Source organism: Pseudomonas oryzicola (assembly GCF_014269185.2).
Lineage (GTDB): Bacteria > Pseudomonadota > Gammaproteobacteria > Pseudomonadales > Pseudomonadaceae > Aquipseudomonas > Aquipseudomonas oryzicola.
Genome location: NZ_JABWRZ020000001.1, coordinates 1873393 through 1893283 on the forward strand (window position 1 = coordinate 1873393; position 19891 = coordinate 1893283).

A 19891-nucleotide genomic window follows, 5' to 3' on the forward strand; every position below is an offset into this window, starting at 1 on the left:
CGCGGTCCGCTTTGTGGGAGCGGCCCTGTGTCGCGAAAGGGCTGCGCAGCAGCCCCAGAAAGCCATGTTGCTGTACAAATTTGGGGGCCGCTCCGCGACCCTTTCGCGACACAAGGCCGTTCCTACAAGAAGCGAGCCGGCGGCGTTACTGCGGGACGCTTTCCAGTGCCGGCTCGGCAGGTTGCGCCGTAGCCACCGCCTTGCGCATCTGCTCGCAACCCCACAACACCCGCTCCGGCGTCGCCGGCGCATCCACTTGTGGCTGCACGCGGTAGTCGGCGATGCTGGCCACGGCGTCCTTGATCGCGCACCAGGCAGCGATGCCGAGCATGAACGGTGGCTCGCCAACGGCCTTGGAATGGAACACGGTGTCCTCCGGGTTCTTGCGGTTTTCCACCAGCTTCACCCGCAAGTCCAGCGGCATGTCGGCCACGGCCGGGATCTTGTAGCTGGCCGGGCCATTGGTCATCAGCTTGCCCTTGGCGTTCCACACCAGTTCTTCGCTGGTCAGCCAGCCCATGCCCTGGATGAAGCCGCCTTCCACCTGGCCAATGTCGATGGCCGGGTTCAGCGAAGCGCCCACGTCATGCAGGATATCGGCGCGCAGCATCTTGTATTCGCCGGTCAGGGTGTCGACGATCACCTCCACGCAGGCGGCGCCAAAGGCGAAGTAGTAGAACGGCCGGCCGCGGGCCTGGTTGCGGTCGTAGTAGATCTTCGGTGTGCGGTAGAAGCCAGTGCTGGACAGCGACACCTGGGCGAAGTAGGCCTGCTGCACCAACTGCTCGAAGCTGACGATCTGGTCGCGCACGCGCACATGGCCGTTGCGAAACTCGACGTCTTCCTCGGTCACCTGGTAATGCCGCGCGGCGAACTCGGTCAGGCGCTTCTTGAGGATTTCAGCCGCATTCTGCGCGGCCTTGCCGTTCAGGTCGGCGCCACTGGAGGCGGCGGTCGGCGAGGTGTTGGGCACCTTGTCGGTGTTGGTGGCAGTGATCTGGATGCGGCTGAAATCGACTTGGAACACCTGCGCCACCACCTGTGCCACCTTGGTGTTCAGGCCCTGGCCCATCTCGGTGCCGCCGTGGTTGAGATGGATGCTGCCGTCGGTGTAGATGTGGATCAACGCACCGGCCTGGTTGAGGAAGGTGGCGGTGAACGATATGCCGAACTTGACCGGGGTCAGCGCCAGGCCCTTTTTCAGCACCGGGCTGTTGGCGTTGAAGCGGCGAATCGACTCGCGGCGCTCGGCATAGTCGCTGCTGGCTTCCAGTTCGGCGGTCATTTCCTCGAGCATGTTGTGCTCGACGGTCTGGTAGTAGTGGGTGACGTTGCGCTCGCTCTTGCCGTAGTAGTTGGCTTTGCGCACGGCCAGCGGGTCGCGGCCCAGATGGCGGGCGATGTGGTCCATCACCTGCTCGATGGCGACCATCCCCTGCGGGCCGCCAAAGCCGCGATAGGCGGTGTTGGAAGCGGTGTTGGTCTTGCAGCGGTGGCCGTGCACGGTGGCATCGCCCAGGTAATAGGCGTTATCGGAGTGGAACATGGCGCGGTCGACGATCGAACCGGACAGGTCGGGTGAGTACCCGCAGTTGCCGGCCAGGTCGAGGTTGATGCCATGCAGGCGGCCGTGGTCATCGAAGCCTACGTCGTACTCGACGTAGAAGGGATGGCGCTTGCCGGTCATGGTCATGTCCTCGACCCTTGGCAGGCGCATCTTGGTCGGCTGCCCGGTCAGGCGCGCAATGACGGCACACAGGCACGCCGGGCTGGCAGCCTGGGTTTCCTTGCCGCCAAAACCGCCACCCATGCGGCGCATGTCCAGCACCACCTTGTTCATCGGCACATCGAGGACTTCGGCGACCAGCTTCTGCACTTCGGTGGGGTTCTGCGTGGAGCAGTAGACGATCATGCCGCCATCTTCGGTAGGCATCACCGAGGAGATCTGCGTTTCCAGGTAGAAGTGCTCCTGGCCACCGATGTGCAAGGTGCCCTGGAGGCGGTGCGGGGCAGTGGCCAGGGCGGCAGCGGCATCGCCACGCTGGTGGGTGTGGCTGTCGAGCACGAAATGCTGCTTGCGCAGTGCTTCGACCACATCCAGCACCGGCTCCAGGTCTTCATACTCGACGATCGCGGCCATGGCGGCACGGCGTGCAGTGTCGAGGTCGCGAGCGGCCACGGCGAGGACCGGCTGACCGAAGTACTCGACCTTGTCGATGGCCAGCAACGGGTCGCCGGCCACCACCGGGCCGATGTCCTTGAGGCCAGGGATGTCTTCGTGGGTGATGGCGATGCGCACCCCGTCGAAGGCATAGCAGGGCGCGGTGTCTATGCGCAGGATGCGCGCATGGGCGCGATCGGACGTGCGGGCGTAGACGTGCAGCTGGTTGGGGAATTCCAGGCGGTCATCGATGTACACCGCCTCGCCGGACACATGCTTGTCGGCGCTGTCATGCTTGACGCTGCGGCCAACCCCGGTGGTCAGGTCCTGGCTGAACAGTTCGGCCATCTCGGCCTGGCTCTTGGCTACGTGATGGTTAGACATAAGCGGTCACCCGGGTTTCGATGTGCGGCGTTTGCTGTTCGATGAAGTACTTGCGCAGCAGGTTCTGCGCGGTCAGCAGGCGGTATTCCTTGCTGGCGCGGAAGTCGCTGAGCGGGGTGAAGTCTTCGGCCAGGGCCTGGCAGGCACGCTCGATGGCGGCCTGGTTCCACGGCTTGCCGCGTAGCGCCGCCTCGCAGGCGCGGGCGCGTTTGGGGATGGCCGCCATGCCGCCGAAGGCGATGCGTACCCCACTGACCACGCCGTCTTCGATGCTCAGGTTGAAGGCGCCGCACACCGCGGAGATGTCATCGTCCAGGCGCTTGGATACCTTGTAGGCGCGGAACGCCCAGTCGTGGGTGGCGCGTGGCACGATGATCTTCTCGATGAACTCGCTGTCCTGGCGGGCAGTGATGCGGTAGTCGATGAAATAGTCTTCCAGGGCCATCACTCGCTGGCGCTCGCCCTGACGCAGGACGATCTGCGCATCCAGGGCAATCAGCAGGGGGGGCGAGTCGCCGATCGGCGAAGCGTTGCCGATATTGCCACCCAGGGTGCCCTGGTTGCGGATCTGCAGCGAGGCGAAGCGGTGCAGCAGGGCGCCGAAGTCGGGGTACTCCTCGTTCAGTGCGCCGTAGCAGTCGGTGAGAGGGGTGGCGGCACCTATTTCCAGGTGGCTGGCGGTCTTTTCGATGCGCTTGAGTTCGGCCACGTGGCCGACGTAGATCATTACCGGCAAGGTCTTGTGGAACTGGGTGACCTCCAGGGCCAGGTCGGTACCGCCGGCCAGCAGCCGCGCCTCGGGGTGCGAGCTGTACAGGTCGGCCAGGTCGGCCACGGTCAGCGGCACCAGGCAGCGTTTGTCGCCGCTGTTCAGCTCGCCGGTCTGGGTTGGTGCAATCGCCTTGAGGCGGCTGATGGTTTGCGCCTGTTGGGCATCGAACTGGTCGCGGCACGGCTGGCGGCAGCTCTGCTCGGCGGCTTCGAGAATCGGCCGGTAGCCGGTGCAGCGGCACAGGTTGCCGGCCAGGGCTTCCTGGGCCTGGTGCAGGTCGGGGCCGTTGCTGTTCTTCTGCAGGGCGAACAGTGACATGACGAAGCCGGGGGTGCAGAAGCCGCACTGCGAACCATGGCAATCGGCCATGGCCTGTTGCACGCTGTGCAGTTGCCCTTGGTGCTTGAGCCCCTCGACGCTGATCAGTTGCTTGCCATGCAGCGACGATACGAACGTCAGGCACGAGTTGAGGCTGCGGTAGCGCAGGCTGTCGTTGCCCTGGTCGTCCTGGGTCAGTTCGCCGACCACCACGGTGCAGGCGCCGCAGTCACCGCTGGCGCAGCCCTCCTTGGTGCCAGGTTTGCCCAGGTGCTCGCGCAGGTACTGCAGCACCGTCATGTTCGGGTCCAGGGCATGCTCACTACGCAGCTCCTGGTTGACGAGAAACTGGATCACGGGGATGGCCTCGCAATGGTTTTATTGTTGTTGGGCGGACTCTAAGCAAGACCTGTCCTGCTGGTCAATAATTTTCTGACTCAAAGGTCAGGAAATTGTGCATGTCGCTGCCCAACGGTTCACATTGCCCATATGCCAAGCATAGATCGCGCCGGGCGCGGGGTTGCCTGGCGAGTCAAATAAACCGCCTGGCCCCTCTGCGCGATCGACGGTCAAGTACGCTACAATCCGCTGCTTGTGCCCAGTTCACTGATTTTGAAGGACAACCATGACGTTCAAGGCCCCGGACAGCCTCTCCGAGCAGATTGCCGATTACCTGGCCGAACGCATCATCCGCGGCGAGCTGGCGCCAGGCGAACGTATCCAGGAGCAGAAGGTTACCCAGGCGCTGAATGTCAGCCGCGGCTCGGTGCGTGAAGCGCTGCTGATCCTCGAACGTCGGCACCTGGTGGCGATCCTGCCGCGCCGTGGTGCCCACGTTACCAAGCTGGACGAGCGCAACGTACGCAGCCTGTGCGCGCTGATGAGCGAGTTCTACATCCTGCTGGGCAACGCGGTCGCGCAAAAATGGCGCACCGATGCCGACCTGCGCCCGTTCCTGGACATCCAGCAGCGCCTGCAACGTGCCCATCAGCAGCTTGATATCAAGGCCTTCGTCGCCGACAGTTTTGCGGTCATGCGCGCGGCCTATTCGTTCGCCGACAACCCGTTCCTGCAGGAAACCGTGGAGAACCTGCAGCCGGCCATGAGCCGCGCCTATTACCTGGCGCTGGACCAGCGCCAGGCCAGCATGAGCGATTACCTCGACCTGTTCGCCCGCCTGCTCGACGCCGTGGTCGCCCGTGACCTGCCACGCATTCGCGAGGTGCTCACTGCCTACTGCCAGCGCAGTTGCGAACTGGTGCTGGCGGCGCTGGCACGAGGCTGACCGATGCGCCTGAAGTGCATTCGCCTGGCCGGGTTCAAGTCGTTCGTCGACCCGACCACGGTCAATTTCCCCAGCAACATGGCGGCCGTGGTCGGCCCCAACGGCTGTGGCAAGTCCAACATCATCGATGCCGTGCGTTGGGTGATGGGCGAAAGTTCGGCAAAGAACCTGCGCGGCGAGTCGATGACCGACGTCATTTTCAACGGCTCCAGTGGCCGCAAGCCGGTCAGTCAGGCCAGCATCGAGCTGGTGTTCGACAACAGCGAAACCACACTGGTCGGCGAATATGCCGCCTACGCCGAGATTTCGATCCGTCGCAAGGTCACCCGTGACGGGCAGAACAGCTATTACCTCAATGGCACCAAGTGCCGTCGCCGCGACATTACCGACATCTTCCTCGGTACTGGCCTGGGGCCGCGCAGCTACTCGATCATCGAACAGGGCATGATCTCCAAGCTGATCGAGGCCAAGCCCGAGGAGCTGCGCAACTTCATCGAGGAAGCCGCCGGTATTTCCAAATACAAGGAACGCCGCCGCGAAACCGAGAACCGCATCCGCCGCACCCAGGAAAACCTGGCGCGCCTGACCGACCTGCGCGAGGAGCTGGAGCGCCAGCTGGAGCGCCTGCACCGGCAGGCCCAGGCAGCCGAGAAGTATCGAGAATACAAAGCCCAGGAACGCCAGCTGAAAGCTCGCCTGGCGGCCTTGCGCTGGCGCGACCTGGATACTCGCGTGCGCCAGCGCGAGGCAGTGATCGGCGATCAGGACGTGTCTCATGAAGCGTTGGTCGCCGAGCAGCGCAATGCCGATGCCAGTATCGAGCGCCTGCGCGATAGCCATCACGAATTGTCCGAGCGCTTCAACCAGGTGCAGGGCCGCTTCTATTCGGTGGCGGGGGATATTGCCCGGGTCGAGCAGAGCATCCAGCACGGCCAGCAGCGCCTGCGCCAATTGCAGGACGACTTCAAGGAAGCCGAGCGTACGCGCCTGGAGACCGAGTCGCACCTGGGCCACGACCGCACGCTGCTGGCGACCTTGGGCGAAGAGCTGGCCATGCTCGAACCCGAGCAGGAAATGACCCTGGCTGCTGCCGAAGAAGCCGCCGCCGCCCTTGAAGAGGCCGAACTGGGCATGCACGGCTGGCAGGAGCAGTGGGACAGCTTCAACAGCCGCTCCGCCGAACCACGCCGCCAGGCCGAAGTGCAGCAGGCGCGCCTGGTGCAGCTGGAGGCCAGCCTGGAGCGATTGGCCGAACGCCAGCGCAAGCTGGGCGAGGAGCGCGAGCAGTTGGGCAGCGACCCGCAGGACGCCGCCATGCTCGAACTGTCCGAGCAGTTGGCCAGCAGCGAAATGTTGCTTGAAGAACTGCAAATGTCCGAAGAGCAGGTGGTCGAACGCCTGGAAGGCCTGCGCCAGCAACTGCAACAGGCCACCCAGGCCGAGCAGCAGGCGCAGGGTGACCTGCAGCGCCTGGGCGGCCGCCTGGCTTCACTCGAAGCCTTGCAGCAGGCTGCGCTGGAACCGGGCGCAGGGGCGGCCGACTGGCTGCACGGTCAAGGTCTGGCGCAGCAGCCACGCCTGGCTGAAGGGCTGCGCGTGGAGCCGGGCTGGGAGCTGGCCGTGGAGACGGTGCTCGGCGCCGACTTGCAGGCCGTATTGGTGGATGATTTCAAGCGCCTCGATTTTGCCGGCCTGGAGCAGGGCGAGTTGCGCCTGCTGCTGGCCAGCGGCCCCTGTTCTTCGCTGCCTGGCAGCTTGCTGGAAAAGGTCAGCGGCCGTGTCGACCTGGCGCCCTGGCTGGGCCAGGTCAAACCCGTGGAAGATCTGGCACAAGCGCTGGCGCAGCGCGCGTCGCTCGGTGAAGGCCAGAGCCTGGTCAGTCGCGATGGCTATTGGGTTGGCCGGCATTTTCTGCGCATACGCCGTGGCGGTGAGGCCGAAGGCGGGGTGCTGGCGCGCGGCCAGGAAATCGAACGCCTCGGCCACGAGCAGTTGCAGCAGGAAGCGGCGCTCGAGCAACTGGAGCAGCAATTGCAGGCCCTGCGCGAGCAACAGCTGGGCCTGGAGGAACAGCGTGAACAGCTGCGCCGCCGTACCCAGGAAGAAAACCGCCAGCACGGTGAGCTCAAGGCCAGCCTGTCGGCCGCCCGCGCGCGTGCCGAGCAGGTCGAGCTGCGTCGCCGGCGCCTGCAGGAAGAACTGGTTGAACTGGAAGAACAGCGCGCCCTGGAGCACGAACAACTGGGCGAAGCACGCCTGCTGTTGCAGGAAGCCCTGGAGCTCATGGCCCAGGACACCGAGCAGCGCGAGCAGTTGATGGCCCGTCGCGACACCCTTCGGGAAAGTCTCGACCGCGTGCGCCAGGAGGCCCGCCAGCACAAGGACCACGCCCACCAGCTGGCCGTGCGCCTGGGCTCGCTGCGCGCCCAGCACGATTCCACCCGGCAGGCCCTGGAGCGCCTGGAGCAGCAGGCTGCACGCCTGACCGAGCGCCAGGAGCAACTGAGCCTGAACCTGGAAGAAGGCGCGGCGCCACTGGAGGAATTGCGCCTGAAGCTCGAAGCGCTGCTGGAGCAGCGCATGGGCGTCGACGAGGAAATGCGCCTGGCCCGCCTGCACATGGACGAAGCGGACCGTGAGCTGCGCGATGCCGAGAAGCGCCGCACCCAGGCCGAGCAGCAAGCGCAGCTGCTGCGCGGCCAGCTGGAGCAGTTGCGCCTGGAGTGCCAGGGCCTGGACGTGCGGCGCAAGACCCTGCAGGAGCAGTTGCTGGCCGATGGCTACGACCTGCAAGGCGTGCTCGCCACCCTCGAGGCCGAAGCCACCGAGCAAGGTACCGAGCAGGAACTGGAGCAGCTCGAGGCGCGAGTCCAGCGCCTGGGGGCGATCAACCTGGCGGCTATCGAGGAGTATGAACAGCAGTCCGAGCGCAAGCGCTATCTGGACGCCCAGGATGCTGACCTGGTCGAAGCGCTGGAGACCCTGGAAAACGTCATCCGCAAGATCGACAAGGAAACCCGCAACCGCTTCAAGGATACCTTTGATCAGATAAATGCCGGATTACAGGCACTTTTCCCAAAAGTTTTCGGTGGTGGCAGCGCTTATCTGGAACTGACAGGCGAAGATCTACTCGATACAGGGGTAACGATCATGGCGCGACCACCGGGCAAGAAGAACAGCACCATCCATCTGCTGTCCGGCGGCGAAAAGGCACTGACCGCATTGGCGCTGGTGTTTGCCATCTTCAAGTTGAACCCCGCACCGTTCTGCATGCTCGACGAAGTCGATGCGCCGCTGGACGATGCCAACGTCGGGCGTTATGCCCGCCTGGTCAAGGAAATGAGTGAAAGCGTGCAGTTCATCTACATCACCCATAACAAGATCGCGATGGAGATGGCGGACCAGTTGATGGGCGTGACCATGCATGAGCCGGGCTGTTCACGGCTGGTGGCGGTGGATGTGGAGGAGGCCATGGCCATGGTCGATGCCTGATAGGCGGCGATGGGGCATATTCTGAAGCGAAATGCCCCCGCCATGTGCGACAGACGGTGTAAAGTTGTCTTTGGTCGTGCTAGCTTAATGTCACTCGTTTTTTGCGTGGGTAAAAACGCCTGTCAGAACATAGAGTTGGCGCCACGTGTTAAAGGGCTTTGAACCCTTTGTTTTCAAGCATATTTTTATAGAGGCACGGGATTACATGGAAATCGGTCTGCGCGAGTGGCTGATCGTCATCGGCATCATTGTCATTGCCGGGATTCTTTTCGACGGCTGGCGCCGCATGCGCGGCGGCAAAGGCAAGTTGAAATTCCGTCTGGATCGCAGCTATTCCAACCTGCCGGACGAAGAGGGCAATGCCGAAGTGCTTGGCCCGTCGCGGGTGCTGGAAACCCACAAGGAGCCTGAGCTGGACGAAAGCGACCTGCCGTCGCTCAGCGCTTCTGCGCGCGACCGCGAGCGTGAGCCCAAGCCGGCCAAGGCCAGCAAGCGCGGCAAGCGTGCCACGGCCGCCGTCGAGGCACAGCAGGGCGACCTGAACCTGAGCGCCGAACCGCGTGAAGCCGACCTGTTTGCCGATAGCGACGAAGATTTTGCCGCGCAGAACACCCGCAACAGCACTCCGACGCCTGCCAGCAGCAGTATCAAGGAGCTGCCGCCGGCCGAGGAAGTGTTGGTGATCAGCGTGATCTCCCGTGACGAGGGCGGCTTCAAGGGCCCGGCGCTGCTGCAGAACATCCTGGAAAGTGGCCTGCGCTTCGGCGAGATGGACATTTTCCACCGGCACGAGAGCATGGCCGGCCACGGCGAAGTGCTGTTCTCCATGGCCAACGCGGTCAAGCCTGGCGTATTCGACCTGGACGATATCGATCACTTCAGTACCCGTGCGGTGAGCTTCTTCCTCGGCCTGCCGGGCCCGCGTCATCCGAAGCAGGCCTTCGACGTGATGGTGGCTGCGGCGCGCAAGCTGGCCCACGAGCTGAATGGCGAGCTCAAGGACGACCAGCGCAGCGTGCTGACCGCCCAGACCATCGAGCACTATCGCCAGCGTATCGTCGAGTTCGAGCGCCGGGCGCTGACGCAGAAGCGCTGACAGATCCAGACGAAAGAGCAGCCTGAGGGCGTGCTGGTCGGTTCGGGTGTTGTTATCGCCTGTGCCGGCCCCTTCGCGGGTAAACCCGCTCCCACAGGTATATCACTGCCCTTGAGGCTTGTGGTGTACCTGTGGGAGCGGGTTTACCCGCGAAGGGGCCGGCACAGGCAGTAGGCACCCCAATCCCGGCATTGCCCTCGAGCTGCTCTTTTGCTTTGCAAGAGAAGACAACCTCATGACCGCCGAATCCCGTATCCACGAACTCCGTCACCAGCTCGACCAGCACAACTACCGCTACTATGTGCTCGACGAGCCCAGCGTGCCCGACGCCGAATACGACCGACTGTTCAACGAGCTCAAGGCGCTTGAAGCCGAACACCCGCACCTGGTGACTCCCGACTCGCCAACCCAGCGCGTCGGCGGCGCCGCCCTGGCCGCGTTCAGCCAGGTGCGCCACGAAGTGCCTATGCTCAGCCTGGGCAACGCCTTCGAAGAAGCAGACCTGCGTGAGTTCGGCCGCCGTGTGGTTGATGGCCTCGACCAGCCCGGAGCAGTCGACTACAGCTGCGAGCCCAAGCTCGACGGCCTGGCCGTGAGCCTGCTGTACCGTGACGGCTTGTTGGTGCAGGGCGCTACCCGTGGCGATGGCACTACCGGCGAAGACATCAGCGCCAACGTGCGCACCGTGCGCAATATCCCGCTCAGGCTGCAGGGCGAGGGTTGGCCGGCGGTGCTGGAAGTGCGCGGCGAGGTGTACATGAGCAAGGCCGGTTTCGACCGGCTCAACGCCGCCCAGGCCGAAGCCGGTGGCAAGACCTTCGCCAACCCGCGTAACGCTGCTGCTGGCAGCCTGCGTCAACTGGATTCGAAGATCACCGCCAGCCGCCCACTGGAGTTCTGCTGCTATGGCGTCGGCCAGGTGTCCGCGAGCATCGGTGACAGCCACATCGGCATCCTCGAGCAGCTCAAGGCTTGGGGCTTGCCGATCAGCCGTGAGCTCAAGCATGCTGCCGGCATCGAAGAATGCCTGGCCTACTACCGCGACATTGGCGAGCGGCGCAACAGCCTGCCCTATGAAATCGACGGCGTGGTGTTCAAGGTCAACAGCCTGGCCGCCCAGCGCGAGCTGGGCTTCCGCGCCCGTGAGCCGCGCTGGGCGATTGCCCACAAGTTCCCCGCCATGGAAGAGCTGACCGAGGTGCTGGACGTCGAGTTCCAGGTCGGCCGCACTGGCGCAGTGACCCCGGTGGCCCGCCTGAGGCCCGTCAAGGTGGCTGGCGTGACCGTGTCCAACGCCACCCTGCACAACATGGACGAGATCGCGCGCCTGGGCCTGCGTATTGGCGACACGGTCATCATCCGCCGCGCCGGTGACGTGATCCCGCAGGTGATGCAGGTGGTGCTGGAGCGCCGCCCGGAGGATGCCCGCCCGGTGCACGTGCCGAGCGAGTGCCCGGTGTGCGGCTCGCAGGTCGAGCGTACCCGGCTGGTAAAGCGCAGCAAAGGCAAGGAAACCACCAGCGAAGGTGCGGTGTATCGCTGTGTCGGTCGCCTGGCCTGCGCCGCACAGCTCAAGCAGGCGATCATCCATTACGTGTCGCGCCGCGCCATGGACATCGACGGGCTGGGCGAGAAGAGCGTCGAGCAACTGGTCGACGAAGGCCTGATCGGTTCGCCGGCAGACCTGTACAAGCTGGAGTTCGAGCAGATTGTCGGCCTGGAAGGGTTCGCCGAAGTGTCCAGCCGCAAGCTGCTGGATGCCATCGAGGCCAGCAAACGCCCGAGCCTGGCGCGCTTTATCTATGCCTTGGGCATTCCAGATGTCGGCGAGGAGACCGCCAAGGTGCTGGCCCGTTCGCTGGGCAGCCTGGCACGCGTCCAGCAGGCGCTGCCGCAAGTGCTCACCTACCTGCCGGACATCGGCCTGGAGGTGGCTTACGAAATTCACAACTTCTTTGAAGACGAGCACAACCAGAAGGTCATCCAGCAACTGCTCGACAGTGGTATGCAGTTGCAGGACGAAGGCGAGCTGGCCGCCGAATTCGCTGCCAGCACGACCCTGGCGGGCATGATTGCCAAACTCGACATCGCCTCGGTCGGCCCGACCGGTGCGGAAAAACTGGTGGCCAGGCTCGACAGCCTGGACAAGATCATCGCCGCCGACGGCATCGACCTGCGCCAGGCCCTGGCGGCCAAGCAGGCCGACGCGGTGCGCGAGTTCTTCAAGGAGCAAGCCAACCAGAAACTGGCGCGGGACATCGAGGCGCAGTTGCTGGCGTTCGGCATGCACTGGAGCAATGAGAAGAAGGTTGCCGAAGGTCTGCCACTGGCTGGCCAGACCTGGGTGCTGACCGGCACCCTGGAGCGCATGAGCCGTGACATCGCCAAGGAAAAGCTGGAAAGCCTGGGGGCCAAGGTGGCCGGTTCGGTGTCGGGCAAGACCCATTGCGTGGTGGCAGGGCCAGGGGCGGGCTCCAAGCTGGCCAAGGCCAGCGAGCTGGGGGTGAAGGTGCTGGATGAAGACGCCTTCGTTGCCTTCCTGGCCGAGCTGGGCATGGCGGTTTAAAGTCCTGCTCGCCTCTTGTGGGAGCGGGCGTGCCCGCTCTCACAGGTTCCGCGCTTGTCTGGCTGCCAGTGCAATCCCGCGAACAGGCCTGTCCAGGCCGCTTCGATCTGGACAAGTCATTGAGAAATGATGACTTTTTCTCGCCCCAGAGGTTGTATCTGTTCCCAAGACCGGTACAATGGCGCCACTCGCTGCTCAGCGAGCTCTGTAGTGGTGGCCCCATCGGTCCCCCCGCATTGATTACCCGTTAACCTGGTCAGGCCCGGAAGGGAGCAGCCATAGCGGGAACATCGAGTGCCGGGGTGTGGCTGGTGGGGCCGCCTCCATTTCCGGGCCATGAAAAGTCCGCGTCTTGTCTATCAGCCTCATCACGATCAAACGTTGCATGCATTGAAGAATGCGAGGCGGCATGGGCGCTTGTGTTCCTGCCAAGTTGGTTTTCTCACAGGCCGCGACGGGATGCGCCTACATCTACCCGGCTGTGACAAAAATAGAGTGGTGCCTGATGATCTTGGAGAGTCAGGCATGAAAATGAGCAGGAGTGACTTGGCCGTTGGCCTTCTGGTGACGGTTCTGTGGGGGAGCAACTACAGTGTCATCGAGCTGGGTCTGCGCGAGCTCGATCCCTATTTGTTGACGCTGTTACGCTTCACCTTCTGTGCGGTGCCACTGGTTTTCTTCATCAGGCGTCCGGCCGGCGTTTCAGTGGCTGCCATGGCGGTATATGGCGTGCTGTTCGCCATAGGTATCTGGTGGGTGGTCAATCATGCCATGCACCAAGGCTTGAGTGCGGGTATGTCTTCGGTGTTCCTGCAGTTCAGTGCCTTCTTCACCATCCTGCTGAGTGCCGTCTTTCTGCGTGAGCGTATCACCGCCGCCCATTCCTGGGGTATGGCCTTCGCGGCAGGCGGGTTGGGCCTGATGCTGTTGGCGAGCAGCCAGTCGTCAACGGTGGTCGGGCTGCTGCTGGTGCTGCTTGCTGCGCTCGCCTGGGCGTTGTGCAACCTTTTGATCAAGCTCAAGCGCCCTGGCCAAATGACGGCCTTCATCGTCTGGTCGAGCTTGTGCGCGCTGCCGGTCCTTGTGCTCCTCACGCTTGCCTCGCAAGGATGGGCGGCGTTCGAAGTGCTAGCCGGTGGCCTGGCGTGGCCAACCCTGTTTTCCGTGCTGTTCCAGAGCCTGATCACGACCATTTTGGGCTATCGCGTGTGGAACAACCTGATGAAGAAATATCCGGCGACCCACGTTGCGCCCTTGTCGTTGCTGATACCGGTATCCGGCCTTGCCACTTCCTGGCTGTTCTTTGACGAGCAGATGAGTGCCGGGCAATGGCTGGCCATCTGCCTGATCTTGTTCGGCATCATGATATTTTTCTGTGGCCACGGGTTCTCGACGTATGGCGGGCGCATCGCGCGTAGGCCCTGAGTGAAAGCTGATACATACCTGTCGATTGCCTGGACCACCTGCGCAGGGTGCAATTTTGCCCCCGCTCCGCTAGCATTAGCGATCTTCCGCTCGATCAGGCTACGATGGTTTTTCGATGAGTTATCAGGTCCTTGCACGTAAATGGCGTCCGCGCTCGTTCCGCGAAATGGTCGGCCAGGCCCATGTGCTCAAGGCTTTGATCAACGCCCTGGACAATCAGCGCCTGCACCATGCCTACCTGTTCACCGGTACCCGGGGCGTGGGCAAGACCACCATCGCCCGGATCATTGCCAAGTGCCTGAATTGCGAAACCGGCATCACCTCGACACCGTGCGGCACCTGTTCAGTGTGCCGCGAGATCGACGAAGGCCGTTTCGTCGACCTGATCGAGATCGACGCCGCCAGCCGCACCAAGGTCGAGGACACCCGCGAACTGCTTGATAACGTGCAGTACGCCCCGAGCCGTGGGCGCTTCAAGGTCTACCTGATCGACGAAGTGCACATGCTCTCGACCCACTCGTTCAACGCCTTGCTGAAGACCCTGGAAGAGCCGCCGCCCTACGTCAAGTTCATCCTCGCCACCACCGACCCGCAGAAGCTGCCGGCCACCATTCTGTCGCGCTGCCTGCAGTTTTCGCTGAAGAACATGAGCCCGGAGCGGGTGGTCGAACACCTCAGCCATGTTCTTACCGCCGAGAACGTGCCGTTCGAGACAGATGCCCTGTGGTTGCTGGGCCGTGCTGCTGATGGCTCGATGCGCGACGCGATGAGCCTGACCGACCAGGCCATTGCCTTTGGCGAAGGCAAGGTACTGGCCGCCGATGTGCGGGCCATGCTCGGCAGCCTCGATCATGGCCAGGTCTATGGGGTGCTGCAGGCGCTGCTCGAAGGCGATGCCCGGGCCTTGCTCGAAGCCGTGCGCAACCTGGCCGAGCAGGGCCCGGACTGGGCTGGCGTACTGGCCGAGATGCTCAATGTGCTGCACCGCGTGGCCATTGCCCAGGCGCTGCCGGAGGCCGTGGACAACGGTCAGGGCGATCGTGACCGGGTGCTGGCACTGGCTTCGGCATTGCCGGCCGAGGACGTGCAATTCTATTACCAGATGGGCCTGATCGGTCGTCGCGACCTGCCCCTGGCGCCGGACCCGCGCGGTGGTTTTGAAATGGTCCTGCTGCGCATGCTGGCATTCCGCCCGGCCGATACCGACGACGCGCCCAAGCCGATACTAAAGCCAGTGGGGATCAGCCAGGCCACAGCTGATCCTGCAACACCGGTGGCAGCGCCGGCGGTTGCCGTGGCGCCGCCGGCAGTTGCTGTCGTGGAGCCTGTTGCAGTGGCTGCCGCGCAACAAGTGCAGGCACCCGCAGCGGTCGAGCCAGCGCATCAACCGGTTGCCGAGCCTGTGGTGGCAGCTGAACCTGCCCCGGTCAGTGAACCGGAGCCAGAACCTGTGGCAGAGGTGGTTGACCTGCCATGGGAAGAGCCCACGGCAGTGCCCGCACCGGTGGTGGCCGAGCCTGCGCCGGCTCCTGCACCGCCCGCTGCACCCACGCCGGCAGCTGCCGCCCCGGCACACGACGACGAGCCGCCCTTCGACCCGTCTGCCTATGCCGCCGTAGGCATGGACCGCGACGATGAACCGCCACTGGACGAAGATTATTACGGTGGCGAAAGCGACCCGGTCGGCTTCAGCTACCTGGACGAACTGGCCGAACATGTTCAGGAAGAGGCGCCCAAGCCAGTCGCCGAGCCGCTGCCAGCGGCCAGGCCGGCGACCGGCCTGGCCCTGCAATGGCTGGAAATGTTCCCCCAGTTGCCTGTCTCCGGGATGACAGGCAACATCGCGGCAAACTGTACGCTGGTGGCCGCCGATGGCGACGACTGGCTGCTGCACCTGGACCCTGGCCAGGGGGCGCTGTTCAACGCCACCCAGCAGCGGCGCCTGAACGAAGCGCTCAACCAGCACCTGGGGCGTACGCTCAACCTGCGTATCGAGCTGATCCTGCCCGAGCAGGAAACCCCGGCCCAGGCAGCAGCGCGCAAGCGCAGGGAGCGTCAGCACGACGCCGTGGTATCGATCGAGCAGGATCCGTTGATCCAGCAGATGATCAAGCTGTTCGGTGCCAAGGTGCGGCAGGATACTATTGAACCTGTAGAGGCCCTGGCCAATCAGGGCCAGTAACGGATAACCATGCGGCCGGCCGGGTGCCGGGCCGCATCACATGACCCAATCGAGGTATACCCCATGATGAAAGGTGGCATGGCCGGCCTGATGAAGCAGGCCCAGCAGATGCAGGAAAAGATGCAGAAGATGCAGGAAGAGCTGGCCAACGCCGAAGTCACCGGCCAGTCCGGTGGCGGCCTGGTGAGCGTGGTGATGACCGGTCGTCACGATGTGAAGCGCGTCAGCATCGACCAGAGCCTGATGTCGACCGACGCCGACGACAAGGAAGTGCTGGAAGACCTGATCGCCGCTGCGCTGAACGACGCCGTGCGCAAGGTCGAGCAGAACAGCCAGGAAAAGATGGGCAGCATGACCGCCGGCATGCAGTTGCCGCCAGGCTTCAAGATGCCGTTCTAAGGGCATTGCGTTACCGAGAACCGCCGCTGCCAACAGCGGCGGTTTTTTTGTGCGTTCTTGCAGCCTGCGCGGTCTACGCAGGAGCGCAAGCCTGGTGAAGGGAGCATGGCTGATTTGACGGCATTGCCAGCGCTGGGTATAAACCGCCTCTTATTGAATTGTCAGGCCTTTCCCATGAGCTTCAGCCCTCTCATCCGCCAACTGATCGATGCCCTGCGTATTCTCCCGGGTGTTGGCCAGAAAACCGCCCAGCGCATGGCCCTGCAGTTGCTCGAGCGTGACCGCAGCGGCGGCCTGCGCCTGGCCCAGGCCTTGACCCAGGCCATGGAAGGGGTGGGCCATTGCCGCCAGTGCCGTACCCTGACCGAGCAGGAACTCTGCCCGCAATGCGCCGACACGCGCCGTGACGATACCCAGTTGTGCGTGGTCGAGGGGCCGACCGATGTGTACGCGGTGGAGCAGACGGGCTACCGTGGCCGTTACTTCGTGCTCAAGGGCCACCTGTCGCCGCTGGACGGCCTGGGCCCGGAGGCGATCGGCATTCCGCAACTGATGGCGCGGATCGAAGAGCAGGGCACCTTCACCGAGGTAATCCTGGCGACCAACCCGACGGTGGAAGGCGAGGCGACCGCGCACTACATTGCCCAGCTGCTGAGCGAGAAGGGCCTGGTGGCGTCGCGCATTGCCCATGGCGTGCCACTGGGAGGGGAGCTGGAGCTGGTGGATGGCGGCACCCTGGCCCATGCCTTCGCCGGGCGGCGGCCAATTGCGCTTTGATCCATCGGGGCGCAAAGCGCCCCACAGACTCAGTACTCGCTGAGCGAAAACTCGGTCAGGCAGAAAGTCGGCACGCCCGCCGCCTGCAGCCGGCGTGACCCGTCCAGCTCCGGCAGGTCGATGATCGCCGCCGCTTCGAACACCTGGGCACCGGTCCGGCGCACCAGGTTGGCTGCCGCCAGCAGCGTACCGCCAGTCGCAATCAAGTCATCGAAGATCAGCACCGAATCCCCTTCGCACAGGCTGTCGGCATGCACTTCCAGGAACGCTTCGCCGTACTCGGTCTGGTAAGCCTCGCTCAGCACATCGGCGGGCAGCTTGCCTTGCTTGCGGAACAGGATCAGCGGCTTGTTCAGTTGATGGGCGATGATCGAGCCGATCAGGAAGCCCCGCGCATCCATGGCGCCGATGTGGCTGAACTCGGCCTCGACGTAGCGCTCGATGAACTGGTCGGCCACATAGCGCAGCCCGCGCGGCGACTGGAACAGTGGGGTGATGTCGCGGAAGATCACGCCCGGCTTGGGGAAGTCCACTACCGGGCGGATCAGGGCTTTGAGGTCGAAGGCGTCGCTGTGCATTGGTGCGGGTATCCTGGGAAAACGAATGCCCAAGTATACCTGCTAAACCAGCCCTCAGGCCTCCATCGCACCGCCGGCCAGCGCGCACAGCTGGATCGGGTCGAGGATGTGCACTTCCTTGCCTTCGGCGCGGAGCAGGCCGTTCTGCTGGAAGCGGGTGAACACCCGTGACACGGTTTCCACCGCCAGGCCCAGGTAATTGCCGATTTCGTTGCGCGACATGCTCAGGCGGAACTGGTTGGCCGAATAGCCGCGGGCGCGGAAGCGCGCCGACAGGTTGACCAGGAAAGTGGCGATGCGCTCGTCGGCGGTCTTTTTCGACAGCAGCAGCATCATTTGCTGGTCGTCGCGGATTTCCCGGCTCATGACCCGCATCAGCTGGCGCCGTAGCTGTGGCAACTGCACCGACAGCTCGTCGAGGCGCTCGAAGGGGATTTCGCACACCGAGGTGGTTTCCTGCGCCTGGGCCGACACCGGATAGGCCTCGGTGTCCATGCCCGACAGGCCGACCAGTTCGCTGGGCAGGTGGAAGCCGGTGATCTGCTCTTCGCCGCTGTCGCTGAGGCTGAAGGTTTTCAGGGCGCCGGAACGTACCGCGTAGACCGAGCCGAAATTGTCACCCTGGCGGAACAGGAACTCGCCTTTTTTCAGCGGCCGCCCGCGCTTGACGATCTCGTCAAGTGCATCCATGTCTTCCAGATTCAACGACAGGGGCAGGCACAGAGGGGCCAGGCTGCAGTCCTTGCAATGGGCCTGGTTGTGTGGGCGCAGTTTGACTGGCTCGGACATTTTCTTCGATCCTTGTGGGAAAGCACACATAAGACGTAAGGGTAACTCACGGCATAGGTTGTAGGCCAGCGTGCGCTGTCGTGCGGCGAACTGGCCAGGCCCCGGCGCGTGTGCCGGGGCCATCATTGCGCCCATAGTGTGCCTGGCAAGGAAGCTTGTCCATGCGGTTGAACGACTCGGTTTCAGATCACCCGGGAAAAACGCTGGCGGTTGTGCAGCCCCAGGTAGGCATCGAACACCATGCACACCGAGCGCGCCAGCAGGCGGCCGGCCGGCAGGATGCGGATGCCCTTGTCGTCCAGGCGGATCAGGCCGTCGCGCTGCAAGGTCAGCAATTCTGGCCAGAGGTCGTTGAAATAGCCGCGAAAATCGACGGTGAAGGCCTGTTCGATCGGCTCGAAGTCCAGCTCGAAATGGCAGATCAGCTGCTGGATCACGGCCCGGCGCAAGCGGTCGTCGTCGTTGCAGATCAGGCCGCGCTGGGTGGCCAGCTGGGCGTTGGAGAGGCTGTCCTGGTAAGTGTTGAGGTCGCTGCTGTTCTGGCAGTACAGGTCGCCGATCTGGCTGATGGCCGACACGCCCAGGCCGATCAGGTCGCAGTGGCCGTGGGTGGTGTAGCCCTGGAAGTTACGCTGCAGGGTGCCTTCTTCCTGGGCGATGGCCAGCTCGTCGTCGGGCAGGGCGAAGTGGTCCATGCCGATGTAGCGATAGCCGGCTGCGGTCAGCTGGTCGATGGTGGCATGCAGCATCTCCAGCTTGGCGGCCGCGCTGGGCAGGTCATTGCTGTCGATGCGCCGCTGCGGCATGAAGCGCTCGGGCAGGTGGGCGTAGTTGAATACCGACAGGCGGTCGGGTTGCAGGCGGATCACTTCCTCGACGGTGCGGGCGAAGCCTTCCGGGGTCTGCTTGGGCAGGCCGTAGATCAGGTCGAGGTTGATCGAGCGGAACTGCAAGGTGCGTGCGGCCTCGATCAGGGTGCGGGTCTGCTCCAGGCTTTGCAGGCGGTTGACTGCGCGCTGCACGGCCGGGTCGAGGTCCTGCACGCCCAGGCTGACGCGGTTGAAGCCCAGTTCGCGCAGCAGGCCCATGGTCGACCAGTCAGCCTCGCGGGGGTCGATCTCGATGCCGTAGTCACCGGAGTCGTCATCCAGCAGGTGGAAATGCTGGCGCAAGGTAGCCATCAGCTGGCGCAGTTCCACATGGCTGAGGAAGGTCGGGGTGCCGCCGCCGAAATGCAGCTGTTCAACCCGTTGTTTGGGGTCGAGATGGCAGGCGATCAGCTGGATTTCCTGCTCCAGGCGCTGCAGGTACGGCGCGGCGCGGGCGCGGTCCTTGGTGATGACTTTGTTGCAGGCGCAGTAGTAGCAGATGTTGGCGCAGAACGGCACGTGCACATACAGCGACAGCGGGCGCACGGCCCGACGGCTCTCGCGCAGGGCGTGGAGCAGGTCGAACGAGCCCACTTCGCTGTGCAGTTGCACGGCAGTCGGGTAAGAGGTGTAGCGTGGTCCGGCCAGGTCGTAGCGGCGGATCAGGTCGGTATCCCAACGTAGGTCGTCGAGCATGAGGGCGGTCCCCGGAAAGAGCAGCAATGCACCGGAGTCTATGGGCGTCTGTAGGAAACTGTGTTGATTTGTATCAAGGGGAATCGGGGGGCAATCAGGGGG

13 protein-coding genes and 1 other RNA gene are annotated in these 19891 nt (G+C 63.8%); 9 read left to right on the forward strand and 5 right to left on the reverse strand.

Annotated elements, in window-relative coordinates; all coding sequences use genetic code 11:
* Positions 1-145 precede the first annotated feature (145 nt).
* Both xdhB and xdhA read right to left on the reverse strand, forming a co-directional pair.
* The gene (xdhB, locus tag HU760_RS08515; protein WP_186674846.1) at positions 146-2545 is read right to left on the reverse strand and encodes a xanthine dehydrogenase molybdopterin binding subunit; all 2400 of its coding nucleotides are present in this window, start codon (positions 2543-2545) and stop codon (positions 146-148) included.
* Complete coding sequence (gene xdhA, locus HU760_RS08520) at positions 2538-3992, reverse strand: xanthine dehydrogenase small subunit (RefSeq protein ID WP_186674845.1); 1455 nt, start codon at positions 3990-3992, stop codon at positions 2538-2540. The genes xdhB and xdhA overlap by 8 nt, the downstream gene beginning before the upstream one ends.
* 268 nt (positions 3993-4260) lie before the next feature.
* On the opposite strand from xdhA, the gene HU760_RS08525 reads away from it, so the two are divergent.
* The 9 genes from HU760_RS08525 to recR all read left to right on the forward strand — a co-directional run bounded on the left by HU760_RS08525 (position 4261) and on the right by recR (position 16857).
* Entirely contained in the window at positions 4261-4920 is a 660-nt protein-coding gene (locus HU760_RS08525) for a GntR family transcriptional regulator (RefSeq protein ID WP_186674844.1), read from the forward strand.
* Positions 4921-4923: 3 nt separating this feature from the next.
* On the forward strand, positions 4924-8412 hold the full coding sequence (gene smc / locus HU760_RS08530) for a chromosome segregation protein SMC (protein ID WP_186674843.1): 3489 nt from the start codon (positions 4924-4926) through the stop codon (positions 8410-8412).
* A 205-nt stretch (positions 8413-8617) separates the two neighbouring features.
* A complete protein-coding gene (gene zipA / locus HU760_RS08535) occupies positions 8618-9508 on the forward strand; it encodes a cell division protein ZipA (RefSeq protein WP_186674842.1) in 891 nt (296 codons plus the stop codon).
* Between the two features lie 235 nt (positions 9509-9743).
* On the forward strand, positions 9744-12074 hold the full coding sequence (ligA, locus tag HU760_RS08540) for an NAD-dependent DNA ligase LigA (protein ID WP_186674841.1): 2331 nt from the start codon (positions 9744-9746) through the stop codon (positions 12072-12074).
* Between the two features lie 220 nt (positions 12075-12294).
* An RNA gene (ffs, locus tag HU760_RS08545) (signal recognition particle sRNA small type) lies at positions 12295-12391 on the forward strand.
* A 208-nt stretch (positions 12392-12599) separates the two neighbouring features.
* Positions 12600-13499 (forward strand): EamA family transporter, encoded by a 900-nt coding sequence (locus HU760_RS08550; protein WP_186674840.1) that lies wholly within the window; start codon positions 12600-12602, stop codon positions 13497-13499.
* Positions 13500-13614: 115 nt separating this feature from the next.
* Positions 13615-15681: a DNA polymerase III subunit gamma/tau gene (dnaX, locus tag HU760_RS08555; protein WP_186674839.1), complete on the forward strand. Its 2067-nt coding sequence runs from the start codon at positions 13615-13617 to the stop codon at positions 15679-15681.
* A 63-nt stretch (positions 15682-15744) separates the two neighbouring features.
* Positions 15745-16080, forward strand: a complete 336-nt coding sequence (locus HU760_RS08560) for a YbaB/EbfC family nucleoid-associated protein (protein WP_023381418.1) — start codon at positions 15745-15747, stop codon at positions 16078-16080.
* Between the two features lie 174 nt (positions 16081-16254).
* Positions 16255-16857 carry a recombination mediator RecR gene (recR, locus tag HU760_RS08565; protein WP_186674838.1) on the forward strand — a complete coding sequence of 201 codons (603 nt, stop codon included), beginning with the start codon at positions 16255-16257 and terminating at the stop codon, positions 16855-16857.
* A 29-nt stretch (positions 16858-16886) separates the two neighbouring features.
* On the opposite strand, the gene HU760_RS08570 is transcribed toward recR, so the two are convergent.
* The 3 genes from HU760_RS08570 to hemN all read right to left on the reverse strand — a co-directional run bounded on the left by HU760_RS08570 (position 16887) and on the right by hemN (position 19789).
* Positions 16887-17435: an adenine phosphoribosyltransferase gene (locus HU760_RS08570; RefSeq protein ID WP_027921268.1), complete on the reverse strand. Its 549-nt coding sequence runs from the start codon at positions 17433-17435 to the stop codon at positions 16887-16889.
* A gap of 54 nt (positions 17436-17489) precedes the next feature.
* Positions 17490-18224, reverse strand: a complete 735-nt coding sequence (gene fnrA / locus HU760_RS08575) for a Crp/Fnr family transcriptional regulator FnrA (protein ID WP_009683909.1) — start codon at positions 18222-18224, stop codon at positions 17490-17492.
* 182 nt (positions 18225-18406) lie between these two features.
* Positions 18407-19789: an oxygen-independent coproporphyrinogen III oxidase gene (gene hemN, locus HU760_RS08580; RefSeq protein ID WP_186674837.1), complete on the reverse strand. Its 1383-nt coding sequence runs from the start codon at positions 19787-19789 to the stop codon at positions 18407-18409.
* Positions 19790-19891: the final 102 nt, after the last annotated feature.

Excerpts from the sequence above, each read along its gene's own strand:
- hemN (WP_186674837.1), bottom strand. The coding sequence starts at position 19,789 with ATGCTCGACGACCTACGTTGGGATACCGACCTGATCCGCCGCTACGAC.
- xdhB (WP_186674846.1), bottom strand. The coding sequence starts at position 2,545 with ATGTCTAACCATCACGTAGCCAAGAGCCAGGCCGAGATGGCCGAACTG.
- HU760_RS08550 (WP_186674840.1), top strand. The coding sequence starts at position 12,600 with ATGAAAATGAGCAGGAGTGACTTGGCCGTTGGCCTTCTGGTGACGGTT.
- HU760_RS08560 (WP_023381418.1), top strand. The coding sequence starts at position 15,745 with ATGATGAAAGGTGGCATGGCCGGCCTGATGAAGCAGGCCCAGCAGATG.
- smc (WP_186674843.1), top strand. The coding sequence starts at position 4,924 with ATGCGCCTGAAGTGCATTCGCCTGGCCGGGTTCAAGTCGTTCGTCGAC.
- ligA (WP_186674841.1), top strand. The coding sequence starts at position 9,744 with ATGACCGCCGAATCCCGTATCCACGAACTCCGTCACCAGCTCGACCAG.
- recR (WP_186674838.1), top strand. The coding sequence starts at position 16,255 with ATGAGCTTCAGCCCTCTCATCCGCCAACTGATCGATGCCCTGCGTATT.
- HU760_RS08525 (WP_186674844.1), top strand. The coding sequence starts at position 4,261 with ATGACGTTCAAGGCCCCGGACAGCCTCTCCGAGCAGATTGCCGATTAC.
- fnrA (WP_009683909.1), bottom strand. The coding sequence starts at position 18,224 with ATGTCCGAGCCAGTCAAACTGCGCCCACACAACCAGGCCCATTGCAAG.
- HU760_RS08570 (WP_027921268.1), bottom strand. The coding sequence starts at position 17,435 with ATGCACAGCGACGCCTTCGACCTCAAAGCCCTGATCCGCCCGGTAGTG.
- zipA (WP_186674842.1), top strand. The coding sequence starts at position 8,618 with ATGGAAATCGGTCTGCGCGAGTGGCTGATCGTCATCGGCATCATTGTC.
- dnaX (WP_186674839.1), top strand. The coding sequence starts at position 13,615 with ATGAGTTATCAGGTCCTTGCACGTAAATGGCGTCCGCGCTCGTTCCGC.